The organism is Pseudomonas triclosanedens, from assembly GCF_026686735.1.
Classification (GTDB): Bacteria; Pseudomonadota; Gammaproteobacteria; order Pseudomonadales; family Pseudomonadaceae; genus Pseudomonas; species Pseudomonas triclosanedens.
On sequence record NZ_CP113432.1, the window covers coordinates 1,986,759 to 2,001,932 of the forward strand.

Here is a 15,174-nt window from a genome sequence, read left to right on the forward strand (position 1 = left end):
CGATGCGGATGCATTACGTCGCGATCGACCGAAGTGGCAAACAATGCAAGGGAGAGGTGAACGCCACCTCGCGTGCCGACGGCCTTCGTCAACTGGAAGCACAGGGGCTGACCGCACTTCGACTGGAGCAGACCACCCGAACTGTCGTCGGCCGCAACCGCCGGTTGCGGGCGGAGGAGCTCAATCTGGCTCTCTATGAGTTGGCGACGCTGCTTGCGGCAGGCGTCAGCCTTGCCGAAGCGGTTGAGGCGCAGGAGCGTTCTGCGCAGCACCCGCGAATCGCAGCGGCGTTGCGGTCGATAGGGGAAGGGTTGCGGCAAGGGCAGCCTTTCCCTCAGGTCCTGGAGGCCGCTGGTTTGCCCTTGCCTCGATATGCCTACCAATTGGTTGCTGCCGGAGAAATGACCGGAAACCTGGCGACTGCTCTGCGCGATTGCGTATCGCAGATGGAGTACGAAAGGCGAACCCGCGACGAGATCCGCAATGCGCTCATCTATCCCGCGATTCTGGTTCTGAGCGGTATTGGTGCGGTGGCGATGATGTTCGTCTTCGTCGTCCCCAAGTTCGCCAATCTGCTGGAGCATGCCGACCGCCTGCCGTGGCTGGCCTGGGCGGTGCTCAGTAGTGGCGTCTGGTGCAAGGAGAATGCAGTGCTGCTGCTGGTGATGCTGGTGATTGCCAGCACCCTCGGCGTCTCGTTGGCCAAAAGTCCACGCGTGCGCTCAAGGGTCTTGAGTGGCCTGTTGCATGTGCCGCTGCTGGGGGACTGGTTGCTGCAGGCAGAAATAGCCCAGTGGTCGAAGGTTCTCGGGACGTTGCTGGGAAATCGCGTCGCATTGGTTGATGCGTTGCGGTTGTCGGCGGAGGGGGTGCGCATCCCAACCCAGCGCGAGTTGCTGGAGCGAGTGACCCAGGATGTGCGAGGAGGCGCCGCGTTGTCGTTGGCGTTGGAGAACCGTCAGGCGATCACCGCAACAGGAGGCAATCTGGTTCGGGTAGGAGAGAAGTCCGGGCGGCTGGCCGACATGCTCGACAGCCTAGCCGAGTTGTATGAGGAACAGGGGCGGTCGCGCATGCGCAAGGTACTCGCGCTGGTGGAGCCCTTGGCGATCCTGCTGATTGGTGGGATTTTCGGCGTGATCATTACGGGAGTGGTGCTGGCGATAACCAGCGCCAACGACATTGTTCTATGAGGCGGTGACACGCCTGCCCGCAAATATCGATAGAAGACGAGGATTGTATGTCCAAGCGTGCTCAGCAGGGCTTCACCTTGCTGGAAATGATCGTGGTGCTGGTGATCATCGGTTTACTGATGGGATTGGTTGGGCCTCGGCTGTTCAGGCAGGCAGACAAGGCCAAGGTCCAGACCGCCGAAACTCAAGTGAAGATGCTCAAGGGAGCACTGATGACCATGCGCCTGGATATTGGTCGATTACCCACCGAACAGGAAGGTCTGGCACTGCTCAACGCACCACCTGCGGATGAGCGGATCAAGAGCTTCTGGAAGGGCCCCTACCTGGAAGGAGGCGTTCCCCTCGATCCCTGGAACCATCCGTACAACTACAGCGACAAGCCGAGCCTCGACCAGCCATTCGTACTGTACAGCTTGGGGGCGGACGGCCAGCCCGGAGGAGATGGGGACAATGCGGATATCGGCTACCTGCCCAGACGATGAGCGTCAGGGTGGGTTCACGTTGCTAGAGATGATCGTGGTACTTGCGCTGGTGGCGCTGCTCGGTGCGGTGGTGATGCCCAGTCTTCTGAAGATGCAGCAGGCGTGGCAGCGCCGCTTGGATATCCAGAATGTGATGGCGCAGATCCGTAGCCTGGGATACCGGGTACGGCTGGCTGGCCAGCCAGCGGCATTCGGACCGGCAGGCATCATGCCGAGTGATCTTCTATCGATGCCGGCGGGCTGGGAGGTTGGCGCGGCGTCGCCGCTGATCTACTTGGCCAATGGTGCCTGCCTCGGCGGCGAACTGATCCTACGGCACGATGAGGCGATCGAACACATTACGTTGCCGGCTCCGCTATGCCAGCCAGCGACTCCATGATGAGCAGCCGCAGCGTGCAGTCGGGCTTCACTCTGCTGGAGGCGGTGGTCGCTATGACACTGCTGGTGATCGTGGGGGGAGCGCTACTGGCCTGGCTCAATACGGGATTTCACAGCGTCGAGCGAATGGCGGCGGTGCAGTACAGGATCGATGCCTCGCGGGTTGCGTTGGCACATCTGGAGCGCATCAACCCGCTCGCTCAGCCGACTGGAAGCGTTCGTCTGGGACCGTACCTGCTGGAGTGGAAGAGCCAGCCTCTGACATCGCCAATGCCGGTAGTTGGGCGCTACAGCGGTAATCCCGGGCCCTATGACGCTGTGCTGTTTCGCGTCGAGGCGCGAATTGGTGAGGAGGGTCACGAGGAGGTTCCGTTGTTTCTGGAGTTGCCGGGGTATCAGCAGGTACGCAGTGCACAGGATCAGGGAGTGGGCGGGGTGTGAAGCTGCGGCACTTGAGGGGGTTCACTCTGTTGGAGTTGCTGGTTGTACTGGTGCTGACTTCGTTCATCACCGTTCTGCTCATGCAAGGGATGGCCTATGTCGCCAAGGTCAACGAGACCTTTCTTCTCGAAGGGCAGCAACGCCAGGCACGTGAGTTGGTCTTTGGCTGGTTCATCGACTCTGTGGCGGCCATATCTGCACCAGAGCGGGGCGGCGGCAGTGGGCGCTTTCGAGGCGATGCAAAGAGCTTCGAAGCTGTAACGCTCGCTAGCGTGGACCGTCGCGAGGGCGTCCCCGTGGCCTTTGCATTCCGACTCGATGCGACAAGGGATGCCCCCACCCAGGATGCCGATCTGGTCTATGTGCGCCGACTGGAAGCGAACCGCTGGCCACTACTGCAACTCCCGGGGGATGCGCAGTTCGAGTATCTGGATTCGTTGGGAGCATGGCATGAGAACTGGCCGCCATCCTCGGCGCTGGTGGATTCTCTGCCTGAGGCGGTGGCCTTGTCATCGAAGCGAGAACAATTGTTCCTGTTGGCCACTGTGCAGTCACCCCGGCGCAGGTTGTCCGTCGATGATCATTGAGCGTATGGCAGTGGCTAGACGGGGCTCACAGGGTTTTGTCCTCGTGGGGGTGATCTGGTTTCTCGCCTGCATGACCTTGGTGGTGACTGCCGCCATGCTCTGGATCGATCGCTCAAGAGATGGTTTGGTGGCGCAGCAAACTCTGCTTCAGCGCTGTTTCGAAGAGCGTACCTTGTTGAGTCGGCTGACCTGGCTGATCGCCACGCACCGTATGACCGTGGCGGGCCAGACCACTGCGGAGAGTCTTGCGGCGCAAGTCGGTGAGATGGATCCCTCGATCCTTCCTGCGGGGGCCGAGATTCCCGTGGACGGGCGTGAGTACTGCCTTGCCAATGGCGCCTGCATAACACTGATCGACCGTGCCTCGCGCATAAGTCTCACATCCAGCGAGCCTGCGGCTATCTCCTCTCTGTTGGTCAGTCTCGGAGTACCGGTGGAAGACGTTCCTCGAATGTTGGTGGACTTGGCTGCATACCTGCGGGATGGAAGCACTCAAACAGTGAGTGCGCGTCACCTGCGTTCTGTCATGGAAGTCTTTGTCTTGGCGTCCTGGCGTCCCTGGGAGAGCCGACTGGTGACGTCAGGCTGGAATGATAGGGTGGCCATTGATGAGGCCGCTCTGAATCTGAACACGGCGGGATCGGATGTCCTGTTGCGCGCATGGCGCTTGTCACCGGGTGGAGTTTCCCGCTTGCTGATGGCGAGGCAGGAGCACCCCATAATTCAGCGCGTGGACGTGGATGAGCTATTGGGTACGGAGGCGGAATCCCTTCCTCAGGAAGGCTGGTCACGCTTGCCTAGTTCGGTGCTGATGATCCGCATGCGATTTCGCTCCAGCGTGATTCGCTACGAATACGAAGTGAGTTTCGAGTCCACCGATATGCGTTTGCCTCCGTGGCAATTTTTACAACGAAGGACCTTGTCGATAGATGCTCCTGAATCAAACGCTGCAACTCAGATTCATACAACGCCTGGCGTACTCGCAGCCCCGCTTGTGGCAGGTCCTTGGGGATGACGGGGGGCCAGTGCTCGAATGGTCCGATTCGCCTCGGGGAGTCTGGGGAAACCTCGCAGCGCAATGGATCATTGAGCGATCACAGTGCCTCTATCGCTGCGTGGATCTGAAGCATGTGCCCAGAGGGCAGCGTGCCCGGGCGTTGGCTCTGAAACTGGGGAGCCTGTCGCCGTATCGCCACTCAGGACATTACGCGGTGTGGCGCGGTGGTTCAGTCCTGCTGTGGATGTGGGATGGGGAGCGACAACAGGCGCTCGCGCATTCGAGCGTAACCGTGCCCAGACGCTATCGCTGCATTCCGGAACCACTTCTGCTGCCGCCCCCAACTGACCAGGCAGGTTTCGTAGGACGGATTTTAGCGACCAGGTGCGGGTTCGACCTGCAGGTATGGAGTTCCGGCTGTCTGTTGTTCAGCAGCTTCCATCGCACGTTGCCGTCCAAACAAGACATCAATTTCGCCCTTCGCAGCATCTCTGGCTCAGAGTGGACCGCCTATCCGGAGGTCGAGACCATCGAATCCAGCACACGTCCGTGGGCATATTCGGGCTCGACTGGCAGGGGCGCGCAGTGGGAGCGCTGGCTACCTCACGCGGTGTTCTCGATAGTGATGCTGGGGTGCTCCTTTCAGCTTTCCCAGGGGGCGAGCTGGTGGTGGGCCGAACATAGCCTGGAGCGCGAAAGTGCGGCACTGAGCTCCCGTATTGAACCATTGCTCGATGCCAGGAATCGTGCGGAGCAGGCTCGCTCGGATGCTCAACTACTGAGCCAACGCATGCGAGCAGCCCCCTCTCAGATCGAAATGCTGCGGACTCTGCATGGCTTGCTTCCAGACGACAGCAAACTGCTGAACTGGCGTTATCGGGGTAACGAGTTGGAACTGCTCATCGATACACAGAATTCGGATCCAAGATTCTTCGTGCAGCGACTACAGCGGGACGGGCACTTCCAAAATGTGCGGGTCGAACCCTCATCCCGCGGGGATGGGTTGCAGTTGAGCATGACCTTAAGATGAGAAACTGCCAATGAACGAGCTCAGGTTGGCGTCGCGCCATCAATGGCTGCGCCTGGTGCAGCAATGGCAGGACCAGCGGCGCCTAAGGTTCGCCTGCTGGTTGATCATGGCGCTGCTGGGTGCTCATGGGGTCGCTCTATGTAGCGACTGGCGGCAATCACAGCGATTGGGCTACCAGAGTGCTGAAACCAATCTCGGCAAGATGAAAGCGCTGGCCAGCCAATCCTATTGGCTGGATCGTGCTGTTCAGGCGGAGGACCTGTTGGCGAAGTTGAATGCGCAATTGTGGCAGGCACCGAATGCTTCGCTGGCTCGCGCCGACGTCCAGGCATGGCTCGATGTGCAGGTGAAGCAGGCTGGCATTCCTGAGCCCCGGATCAACGTACTACCGCCGCTGGAGTTTTCAGCAGAAGGACAGGATGCGCGCATCGAGGTCCAACTGCGCGGCGGCTTCGAGCCCAGTAGTTATGGAAGGCTTCTGCAGGCTCTGGAAAGTACGTCGCAATGGGTCAGCATTGATGCAGCGGAGGTGAGCAACGGTGTCACTCCGGCGATCAATCTTCAGCTGGCATTTCATTTTCGCAGTGGAACGCAGTCTCTTCCTTAGTCGGGCGGCGCTGGCCCAGTCGTCGTGCGGTGCGACTTTGCACCACAATCTACAGAAGTTTCCTTCAAAGCAGCGGCCAGATACTGAGTTGGTCCGGTGACAAAATCAGAGCCCATCTGATCATCGTGGTCAGACTTGGCTAACTGCTTCCGATGGCGTCCGATGGCCCCGCTCAAGCTTATTCGTTTTTACGTCCTGTTGGGCTGTGCCGGTATCGCTGCCGGCCTGTTGCTCCAGCCCCACCCTCGATTAGATGTTGACGCTAGTGCGGATGTCGAGGAGTGGGCACTACCCTCAGTTCTCTCTCGATCCCTCAATGGCACAGCGGCTTCGGAGCTGGGTGCTTTGTCGTGGTGGGCAAACCCTGATCCCCCTCCGTCGAATGCCCAGGCTTCTGAAAGCGCTTCGGGCGTGACAAAGCTCAAGGTGGATTGGTTCTTCCACGGCGTCATCGCGGTTGGCGCGAAGCGCTTCGCACTGGTGGCCAAAGACTTGTCTTCGCCCGTTGAGCGCTTTGCCGTTGGTGATCAATTGCCCGGAGGTGAGCGGCTGGAGAGCATTGGTCAACAGGGTATCCGTTTCTCATTGTCGCAAGACAGGCAGGACAAGGATTTTGAAAGGAAACTCTATGCTCCCGTTGAATAAGGCTTTTCCCCCATTCCCCCCACAAGCATTGCTGCTTGCCTTGTGCCTGGCTGTCAACGCCGGTTGTACCACCGAGTCACTTTCCTTCCCATCGCCGTTGGTGGCGTCTGCGGAAAAGCCGAGAGCCGACGAGAGTACGGTAGGCAATGGTCGCGAGAGCGCCTCGGTGAGCGGCTCTGGTTTATCCAGAGGGCCGACGATAGCCGCCACACCTGCACCTGAAAGGGTACCTACCGGGGGATTGGTCGACAGGACGGATCGGCTCGTGCTGGATGACAAGGCAGCAGATATCACGGTGAATGTAGAAGATGTAACACTCCCGGCGTTCATCAACGAAGTATTCGGTAACGTGCTAGGGCTGCCGTTTGAAATAGACAATGCACTGAAGAACAAGACAGATCGCGTCACGTTGCGGCTGCAACAGTCTCAGACCCGGCAGACGGTATACAACATTGCTTCTCAGGTCATGACCAACTACGGGATCGAGATTGCCAGGCAGGGTGGTGTACTTAGGTTCCAGATCAAGCAACTGGGGTTGAGCCCTGATGAGCCACCAATACTCATCAGTGGTGACGCAAGGCCGGACGTGCCGATTTCGTATAGGCCTGTCTTCCAGTTTGTTCCCCTGCACAACGTTGATCCCAAGGATGTCATCCCCTGGCTGAACAGTGCATACGAAAAATCCGGTCTGAATGCCAATGCCGACGGCGCACGCGGCGGATTGATGCTCAAAGGGATGTCATCGATCGTCAGTCAGGCGGCTCAGGCCGTCGAGTTGCTGGATAGGCCATTCATGAGGGGGCAGAACAGCCTTCGTATCGACCCGGCATTCATTACGTCCGAAAGTCTGGCCAAGCAACTGAAAGAGCTGCTCGCGGCCCAGGGTTATAGCGTGGGCATCGGCGAGGCATCTGGCAGCGTTGTTCTGGTTCCTCTGGAAAGCTCCAACGGCCTGATCGTCTTTTCTAGCCAGCAAGCGCTATTGAATCTTGTGAGGGATTGGGCGGGGCAGGTTGATCGCGCTCCGTTGACTAGTGCGGTCGGTGAAGGTGATGGCTCGGAGAGAGAGGGGTTGTTCTTCTATGAGGCGCGCAATACGCGAGCCAGTGAGCTTGCAAAATCGTTGCGCTCATTGGTGTCGGGGCTGAACGCTCCTGGAGGAGCCTACGGCCTGACACCCGATTTGGCCGGGGGGGCTTCCCGTCGTGCTTCGGCCAATAGCCCTCCGCCGTTCCGTTCCCCCCAGGATCGTGGAAACTCTGATATGGGGGGGGGCAATGGCTCTTCCGGATTGTCACCACTTCTGCGGCTGGCAGGGACGCAAGCCTTGTTAGGTAGCGGGGAGAGTGGCTCGCTGATGGACAGCCTGGCCTCCAGTGTGGCTGGCAGCGGTACGATCGTCGAAGATGAAAACCGCAACGCCATTCTGTTCCGTGGACCAGGGCGAGTGTGGCAACAGATGCAGCCGCTGCTTCGTCAATTGGACAAGCCGGCACGACAGGTTCTGATTGAGGTCACTATTGCCAGCGTAGACCTGGTAGACAACCAGAGCGTCGGATTTTCCTGGGCATTTCTGGATGGGCATGCGGATAGTGGCCCTGGCTTTTCCAGGGAAATCTCAGGTAATTCGAAGACCGGTTTCACATATATGATCAATACGGCGGGTGGAGCGATGGCCGCCCTGAATGCCTTGGCAACGGACTCTCGATCCAGAATTCTTGCGACTCCCCGTGTAATGGTTAAGAGCGGTGAGCAGGCAAATATCAATGTTGGTACGGATATTCCAGTAGTCACTGGGCAGCAGAATGACAATAGTAGTACTGGAGGGACTTCCAACATTCTTCAGAGTATTTCCTACCGGTCTACAGGGGTAATCCTGAATGTATCGCCAGTTATTTATTCGAATAACCGAGTGGATCTGACGGTAAGTCAGGAAGTTAGCTCCTCTGGTGCGAATGGCGGTGGAGGTAGTGGAGGATCAACGGGAAGCTTGACGCCTAGTATAACCAGGACTTCCTTGGAGACGGCCCTGACGTTACAAAGTGGAGGGTCCATCTTTATGGGGGGGTTGATTCGTGAGAATGGCGATGATGGAAACGATGGGGTTCCATTTCTCAAGGATATACCAGGCATCGGATATCTGTTTGGTGCAAGAAATTCCAATAAATCTAAAAGTGAAGTTGTTATGTTGATTCAGCCGTACATAATCGAAGGGGCTGAGGATGCAAGAGAAATAACAGAAAAACTCCGCCAGATGGTTGAACCTGGTCTCGGTTGCAGCAAGGTTCCAGGCTCGTGTGGCTGAAGATTATCTATGGCTGGTCTTTTTAAGGGGGGGCTTCGGCCCCTTTTTTGTGGCTGGGATAAACTGCCTGGAGTTCTGGTGAGGTTCTACTTGGTGGTTGCTTGTAGGAATTTTTACATGTACAGGTAGGTTATTTCTTTGTTTTCATTTTGATGTGGTGAGTAAGTTGTTTGATCGCTCCGGTCGACGGTATAAAGCCAGTGGAATCGATGTGCAGTACTGGCGTTGATTTTATGTTGCTCCGATCCAGTGGGATTTGGTGGTGAGTGATAAAAATGACATTTCTCTCCTGAGTCCGGGTTGATTTCGAGATGGAAGGGTTGGCAGTTGGCCAGCTGCGAGTCTTGATGAAATCTCGGATCGAGTGGGTTTCACAGCTCGACTTGTGGGGAACGAGATGTTGCGCGTCGGCGGATTGGTGCTGGCGAAATATACATGACTAGTCGAAATACTGGAGTTAACCTTAATATGTTGAAGAAAACTCTGCTGGGCGCCGCCATTGCTTCCGCAATGTTTGCTGGTGCTGCAAATGCCGGTGTGGTTAATATCATCGTTGGTGCAAGCTCCAACGCGTCTGTTACCCAGAACTCTCCGGGTGAAATCAATCAGTATGCTTCGGGGCAGGCAAATTATGTGCCCGGCTCCAGTATTGAAACCGGTGCAAGCTATGGAAGCCGCGCGGCGAACATCACCATCGCCCAGGAGATCTTTGGCAACCTTTCCGAAAGCACCCAGTTCGATCTGCCTGATTTGGACTACGCAATTGATCCTGCCAAGGCAGTCAACGCGGCTGTGGGGCATACCATTAAGCTGACATTGGATCGTACCGTAGCCCAGTTTGCCAATGTCATCTCGGCTAACCAGATCCAAATCGGTACCCTCCCTGCCGGTACCGGCTTCACTATCACCTCCGGTATTGGCATCAACACCCTGAGCCTGACTCTGGACGCCGCTGGTGCGGCAGAGATCCAACAGGCATCTGTAGCCAACCCGGCTCACGGCATTGTTCACTTCCTGTTCCGCACCAATGGTTCCACCAGTTCCGCACCTGCGAAGATTGACCATTTGCGTGCTGCGTTGCAGGGCGATGCTACATTTGTAGCTCAGTCCTTCAACCCAAATGTCAGTCTGCTGAGTGATCCGCTGAACGAGCGTCGTTTCGAGGTGACCGTATCGGCTCAGTTGGATACCACTACAGGTGCCAACGCACTGAATGCGATCAATAACGACTCGGCGGCTCCGTTCCTTGTCTTTACCTCGCTTCCTGCCGTCTATTGGGATGTACTGAATACCAATAGCTGGGGTTCATATCAGGTTCTGAACTCGTTGAACCTGGCCAATCAGGACAAGAACTTCGACCCGAACGTCTCGGTTCAGGCTGGTGCAAGCGACCCCGCGAACTACGGTGCTAACTTCCAGAGGCTTGGATCTATTCGCCTGGGGGTCAACCCCGATGTACTGAACGAAGATGGTCGTAACATCTTCGGCTTCAACGGCAGTGATAAAATCTCCAGCTATATCTCTGGTAACTTCGCGGGCGTATCTTCTATCGCTCTGGTGAACAATAGTTGTTCCTCGTATGCCAACGGCAATACTACCGCTGCATATTCGTGGGATGCCGCCGCTATTACTAAAGCAACCGGATCCGATGGAGTAGCGAAACTGTCGGTGGAACTCAAGAATGCGGATGTCAACCAAACCTATAACATCTGCGCCGTTGCCAGCGGTACCAGCGCAATGGCTGCCCAGCAAACCTTCAATGTTGGTCCGTTGCGCGTTGACTTCGGTAACGTCCGTTATGTAGACCGCGTTATTAATGGTGGGCAGATCGACCACTTCTGGAAAAGTAGCTGTGTTGCGAGTTTGTTCAACCTGCCAGCCGGAAATAATCAGGATGCCTTCTTCGTTCGCTTGACAAATACCAGCGATGATGGCCGCTCCGGTAAGGTTCGTGGTGTTCTCTATGACCAGAATGGCAAGCGTTATCCGGCTACCGGAAGTGCCTACATCGTAGATAGCAGCGGTAAAGCCACGCTTAAGGCGCACGAGACCGGTGTGTACAGTGTCAAAGAGGTTGCCAGTGCGTTTGGCGTGAATGGCAATGACTGGAATGGCGTTAACGGTCGTGCACGTCTGATCATGGAAGGTGAATTCCCAACCTGTGAGGCCCTGGGGCTCATCCGTACTCCTAACGGCACTCTGGTGAATATGACCTCCACTACTCAGGGTAACTTTAATGGTAATTCAGGTCCGTCTACTACCGTGAATCATGAGGCTGGCAATAATCGTAACTAATAAATAGTTCTGATGAATTGAAAGAGGCGGCTTTTGTCGCCTCTTTCCTTGTTTGTATTTTGCTCTATGGTGTTAGCTTGAGGTCATGGTGAGATGAAGTTTAGGAGAATGGCCGTAGTTTCCAATCAAGCTTTCTCTATTGTTAATTTTCGTAGAGAGTTGATTAAAGATATCGTATCTAGTGGTGTCATGGTCTTTGCCTTTGCTCCTGATTACAATGATGAGTTAGTACGAGCGGTCAAGGAAATTGGAGCGATTCCTGTCAGTGTCGAAATGGATCGGGTGGGAGTGAACCCAATCCAAGCAATAAGGACTGTCTTGGGGTTGGTTAGAGCTATCCGTGATCTTGAAATAGATGCAGTGCTGAGTTATTTCACTAAGCCTGTAATTTATGGAGGTTTGGCCGCGAGATTCTCAGGAGTCGACAGTATCTACTCCTTCATTGAGGGGGCTGGTTATGTCTATGCTGATGGGGTTGGGTCTACCCGCCGGGTTATACTTAGGAAGTTTATTAGTTTTCTCTACCGACTTAGTCTTAGCTTTTCTTCTCGAGTGTTTTTGCTTAATAGGGATGACTACTCATTGTTTGTTGGTGGTGGTCTCGTTAGGGCAGAGAAGGCAATTCTATTACCCGGCATAGGTTTGGATCTGGATAGGTTCAATGAGCAGACTCCAGTTGTTTCTCCTGTGGTATTTACTTTCTTGGGTCGATTGCTTCGCGAGAAGGGTGTGATCGATTTTGTCTCTGCGGCAAGAATTATTAAAAATAAGCACCCTGAGGTGGTTTTTTTGATAGTTGGTGATGTCGATGTCAATCCAGGCTCTATTGGCATAGAAGATCTAAAGGCATGGGGCGAGGAAGGGCTTGTTACTTGGGTTGGTCATGTTGCCGATGTACGCCCCTGGCTTGCAGAAACTAGTGTGCTTGTCCATCCGTCCTATTATCGAGAAGGTATTCCTAGGTCTATTCAAGAGGCTATGGCAAGTGGTCGTCCGGTAATAACAACGGACTCTGTTGGGTGTCGCGAAAGTATTGAGGATACAGTTAACGGATTTCTGGTTCCGATCCGTAGTCCGGAAAGCATAGCTCGCGCAATGGAAAGATTTATAGCTGAGCCGGAACTTATAGTTGAAATGGGGCGCCAGAGTAGACGGCTGGCCGAATTGAGATTTGATGTTCGCGAAATAAACGAAATGGTGATGGCGGTTTTTTAGCTTTCAGGTGTTTAAGGTGATGCTTGATAGTTCTGGTGTTGCTGTTCGTGCTGTTCGGGTTGGAAAGTGCTTTCAGGTATTCGATAGCCCTGGTAGACGTTTTCTGTATTCACTGTTTGCAGGAAAAATAAACCTCCAAAGAGAATTCTGGGCAGTTCGCGATGTTAGTTTTGATATATATCGCGGAGAGGTCGTGGGGGTGATTGGGCGGAATGGTAGTGGTAAGTCAACATTACTGCAGATGATTGCTGGAACTCTATCTCCAAATTTCGGCTGGGTTGGTCGGAGTGGACGAGTAGCTGCGCTTTTAGAGTTGGGCGCTGGTTTTGATGTCGAAGAGACGGGAAGAAGAAATATAGAGTTTACCGCCAAGTTGCTTGGGTTGAGTTCGTCTGATGTCAAGAGTCGTGTTGAGTCGATAATAGATTTTTCTGGAATCGAAGATTTTATTGATAGGCCTGTTAAGACATATTCTAGCGGAATGATTGTGCGCTTGGCGTTTGCAGTTGCCGCTCATGTCGATGCGGACATTGTTGTTGTGGACGAGGCGTTGGCAGTTGGAGATGCAGAGTTTCAGTTCAAATGTTTGAGTAGGTTGGATCAGTTGTTGAGTCGTGGCGTCACGGTGATTTTGGTTTCCCATGATTTGCAGTTGGTGAAATCCTATTGTCAAAGAGTTCTGTATTTACGGTCTGGACGTCTTGTGTTCGATGGAGACTGTGAGTCAGGTTGTGAGGAGTATCAAAGAGATAGTGCTTCGAAGTTGTTTTTCTCCTCAGTTGGTGCCCCCTCTGGAACTGCAAGGGAGTCACAAGATTTATCAGGTGAAGCGGGGCAGATAATTAGTGCTGTGTTAGCAGGTGATGGAGGGGGTAGAGGATTTTTTGTCTCTGGTGAGTATGTGCATGTTGATGTGGTTGCACAAATATCCAAGTCGGTTCTTCGGCCTAGAGTTACTTTGGTTGTCAGGGATATTAGGGGCTACAATCTATATGCCATAAATAATTCGCAGTTGGGCTGCGACTTGGTAGTGGGTTGTAATGGTTTTTTTCAGGTTCGCTTTGGTTTTATTGCTGACCTTCAGGACGGTACCTATGCAGTTACAGTTCGGCTTGATGATGCTGTATCTGAAGGCGCTTTTTGTTCGATTGACAAGAAAGTTGGTGCTTTGACTTTTCGTGTTGAAAGCCCACAGAAGAAATTCGATGCTGTAGTCAATCTGCATGGAACAATTGAGGTTCTGTCTTTTTCATGAATTCCTCCTCTATATTCGCAAGTGAAGCTGCTGGTGATCTCCCAGAGATCATCTTTGTTGTGCATGGCGGAGACTTGGAGGCTAAGGCTGCGCTTCTTGCAGCCACGCTGAGGGCTCGCCTTGGCTTTGGCTTTCCTATCGTGGCGGCTGTTGCAGTTCCGAGTATGGTTTGGGGTGAACTAAGTCCTTCTTCTTTACGGCTTTTTAGTCGCTTGCAGGTGACACTTAGGCTTATATGTAATGTCTTTGGGGCGAGCTATCCAATAGGGAACAAGTTTTCTGCATTGTCATTAGGCCGAGACGACAGGGCGTCGCTGTTTCTGGACAGCGATATGTATTGCATGAGTTGTCCGGATTTTTCTGAGTTTCACTCATACAGTGCGGCCTTTAAGCCTGCTGATATGGCTTTGGTGCCTACTTCGACAGGATTCTGGAAGCACCTTTACTCCCTTTGGGGGATGGACGTCCCTCTGTTGCGAGTAATTGCCAGCGTTTCTGGGGAGTTAATGCCTCCTTACTTCAATGCTGGATTCATGTGGCTTCGAAATGCTGCCGATTTCTCGACGCAGTGGCTTGAGATAGCGCAACGAATTGCTGTCGAGCCCGAGGTCGAGTATCGATGGCCCTGGCTGGATCAATTGTCATTGCCTATTGCCGCTGCATACATGAGGCTTTCTGTAAAGGTACTCTGCGAGCGCTACAACTACCCGTTGCATCTGAAGCCACTACCTGCTGATCGAACTCCGTACTTCTGCCATTACCATGACCCGTCCGTGCTTTCGCGGGAGCCATCGATTCTCCGTGATCTTTACATGCTACAGATGCGCTGGCCGGAGCTTGGTGAGGTGCTATCGAAGTTTGCCAACTGGAAGCCGGTTCTGGATGACATGCGTGTGCTGATGCGTTGTCATGGAGAATATGCCGGAGAGAATCTGATAATTACCGGCCCCCCGCGGAGCGGTACCAGTTTTCTGTGCCGTGTGCTTTCGGAGCGACTCCAGACAGTCATTATCAATGAGCCGGCGGAGATTTTTCAGGCTCTCTCCGATGCTTATTCTCCCTGGGGGCTTCCACACCTATATGCGAATTTGCGTCGTGAGGTAACTGCTGGGCGCCCGGTGATGAATAAACATGTTGATGGACGCTTGGTGAGTGACACCGCGCGTGAGCCGAATATTGCGGCTCCATACATTGCTCCTATCCGTGGTCCAGGTTTTACGCTTGGAACCAAAAACACGCTGGCGTATCTCTCTCGGCTGCCGTCGCTGCTCCGCGTCATGCCTGATGCTCGTGTTGTAGCTCTTGTACGTCACCCATACGACAGTCTTGCATCCTGGGAGGCTACGTTCGACCACTTGCGTCTAGCCGATGTGGAGGCGCAGCCATTTGGTGGGCTGGACGATCCGAGCATGACCGGTTGTCAAAAAGCAGCATTGCGAGAGATCGCAGCGACAGAGTGCCTGCCTGTTCGCCGGGCGTTGTGGTGGCGGTTTCTGGTGACACAACTGCTTGATGCCGGCAACCGAGTGCGATGGCTCCGATATGAGGACTTCATGCGTGCCCCTCACGCGATGGCCGAACTCCTTATGACTGATGCTCCCTTACCGGAGTTACGACCGTTGCGCTGCGCGGGGCGAATGGATGCGCCTCAGCGGGAGCTTGTCGCCGGTGTGCTTTGTGAAATGGCAGAGCGGCTGCAATATGTCCTATGAGGTGAATGTTGGATTCGTTTGATCATTTCCGC

14 protein-coding genes are annotated in these 15,174 nt (G+C 54.6%); all 14 read left to right on the plus strand.

All coding sequences use genetic code 11. The features are described from left to right. The first annotated feature begins 2 nt into the window (after nucleotides 1–2). The 14 genes from OU419_RS09375 (at nucleotide 3) to OU419_RS09440 (ending at nucleotide 15,142) form a co-directional block, all read left to right on the plus strand. The gene (locus tag OU419_RS09375; protein ID WP_254471898.1) at nucleotides 3–1,193 is read left to right on the plus strand and encodes a type II secretion system F family protein; all 1,191 of its coding nucleotides are present in this window, start codon (nucleotides 3–5) and stop codon (nucleotides 1,191–1,193) included. 47 nt (nucleotides 1,194–1,240) lie between these two features. Continuing rightward, complete coding sequence (gspG, locus tag OU419_RS09380) at nucleotides 1,241–1,675, plus strand: type II secretion system major pseudopilin GspG (protein WP_254471899.1); 435 nt, start codon at nucleotides 1,241–1,243, stop codon at nucleotides 1,673–1,675. A 28-nt stretch (nucleotides 1,676–1,703) separates the two neighbouring features. After that, nucleotides 1,704–2,054 carry a pilus assembly FimT family protein gene (locus OU419_RS09385; RefSeq protein WP_254471900.1) on the plus strand — a complete coding sequence of 117 codons (351 nt, stop codon included), beginning with the start codon at nucleotides 1,704–1,706 and terminating at the stop codon, nucleotides 2,052–2,054. Then, nucleotides 2,054–2,494: a PulJ/GspJ family protein gene (locus OU419_RS09390; RefSeq protein WP_254471901.1), complete on the plus strand. Its 441-nt coding sequence runs from the start codon at nucleotides 2,054–2,056 to the stop codon at nucleotides 2,492–2,494. The genes OU419_RS09385 and OU419_RS09390 overlap by 1 nt, the downstream gene beginning before the upstream one ends. After that, nucleotides 2,491–3,081, plus strand: a complete 591-nt coding sequence (locus OU419_RS09395) for a prepilin-type N-terminal cleavage/methylation domain-containing protein (protein ID WP_254471902.1) — start codon at nucleotides 2,491–2,493, stop codon at nucleotides 3,079–3,081. The genes OU419_RS09390 and OU419_RS09395 overlap by 4 nt, the downstream gene beginning before the upstream one ends. Then, nucleotides 3,071–4,096: a hypothetical protein gene (locus OU419_RS09400; RefSeq protein ID WP_254471903.1), complete on the plus strand. Its 1,026-nt coding sequence runs from the start codon at nucleotides 3,071–3,073 to the stop codon at nucleotides 4,094–4,096. The genes OU419_RS09395 and OU419_RS09400 overlap by 11 nt, the downstream gene beginning before the upstream one ends. Nucleotides 4,097–4,238: 142 nt before the next feature. Continuing rightward, the gene (locus tag OU419_RS09405; protein ID WP_254471904.1) at nucleotides 4,239–5,108 is read left to right on the plus strand and encodes a hypothetical protein; all 870 of its coding nucleotides are present in this window, start codon (nucleotides 4,239–4,241) and stop codon (nucleotides 5,106–5,108) included. A gap of 10 nt (nucleotides 5,109–5,118) precedes the next feature. Continuing rightward, complete coding sequence (locus tag OU419_RS09410) at nucleotides 5,119–5,715, plus strand: hypothetical protein (RefSeq protein WP_254471905.1); 597 nt, start codon at nucleotides 5,119–5,121, stop codon at nucleotides 5,713–5,715. A 162-nt stretch (nucleotides 5,716–5,877) separates the two neighbouring features. After that, nucleotides 5,878–6,360, plus strand: a complete 483-nt coding sequence (locus tag OU419_RS09415) for a hypothetical protein (RefSeq protein ID WP_254471906.1) — start codon at nucleotides 5,878–5,880, stop codon at nucleotides 6,358–6,360. Continuing rightward, nucleotides 6,344–8,665 carry a type II secretion system protein GspD gene (locus tag OU419_RS09420; RefSeq protein ID WP_302328952.1) on the plus strand — a complete coding sequence of 774 codons (2,322 nt, stop codon included), beginning with the start codon at nucleotides 6,344–6,346 and terminating at the stop codon, nucleotides 8,663–8,665. Before OU419_RS09415 ends, OU419_RS09420 begins: the two co-directional genes overlap by 17 nt. A gap of 468 nt (nucleotides 8,666–9,133) precedes the next feature. Further along, nucleotides 9,134–10,960, plus strand: coding sequence for a hypothetical protein (locus tag OU419_RS09425; protein WP_254471908.1), 1,827 nt, complete (start codon nucleotides 9,134–9,136; stop codon nucleotides 10,958–10,960). 108 nt (nucleotides 10,961–11,068) lie between these two features. Then, nucleotides 11,069–12,175 carry a glycosyltransferase family 4 protein gene (locus OU419_RS09430; RefSeq protein WP_254471909.1) on the plus strand — a complete coding sequence of 369 codons (1,107 nt, stop codon included), beginning with the start codon at nucleotides 11,069–11,071 and terminating at the stop codon, nucleotides 12,173–12,175. 19 nt (nucleotides 12,176–12,194) lie between these two features. Continuing rightward, complete coding sequence (locus tag OU419_RS09435) at nucleotides 12,195–13,430, plus strand: ABC transporter ATP-binding protein (RefSeq protein WP_254471910.1); 1,236 nt, start codon at nucleotides 12,195–12,197, stop codon at nucleotides 13,428–13,430. Next, nucleotides 13,427–15,142, plus strand: a complete 1,716-nt coding sequence (locus tag OU419_RS09440; protein WP_254471911.1) for a sulfotransferase — start codon at nucleotides 13,427–13,429, stop codon at nucleotides 15,140–15,142. Before OU419_RS09435 ends, OU419_RS09440 begins: the two co-directional genes overlap by 4 nt. The last annotated feature ends 32 nt before the right edge of the window (nucleotides 15,143–15,174 follow it).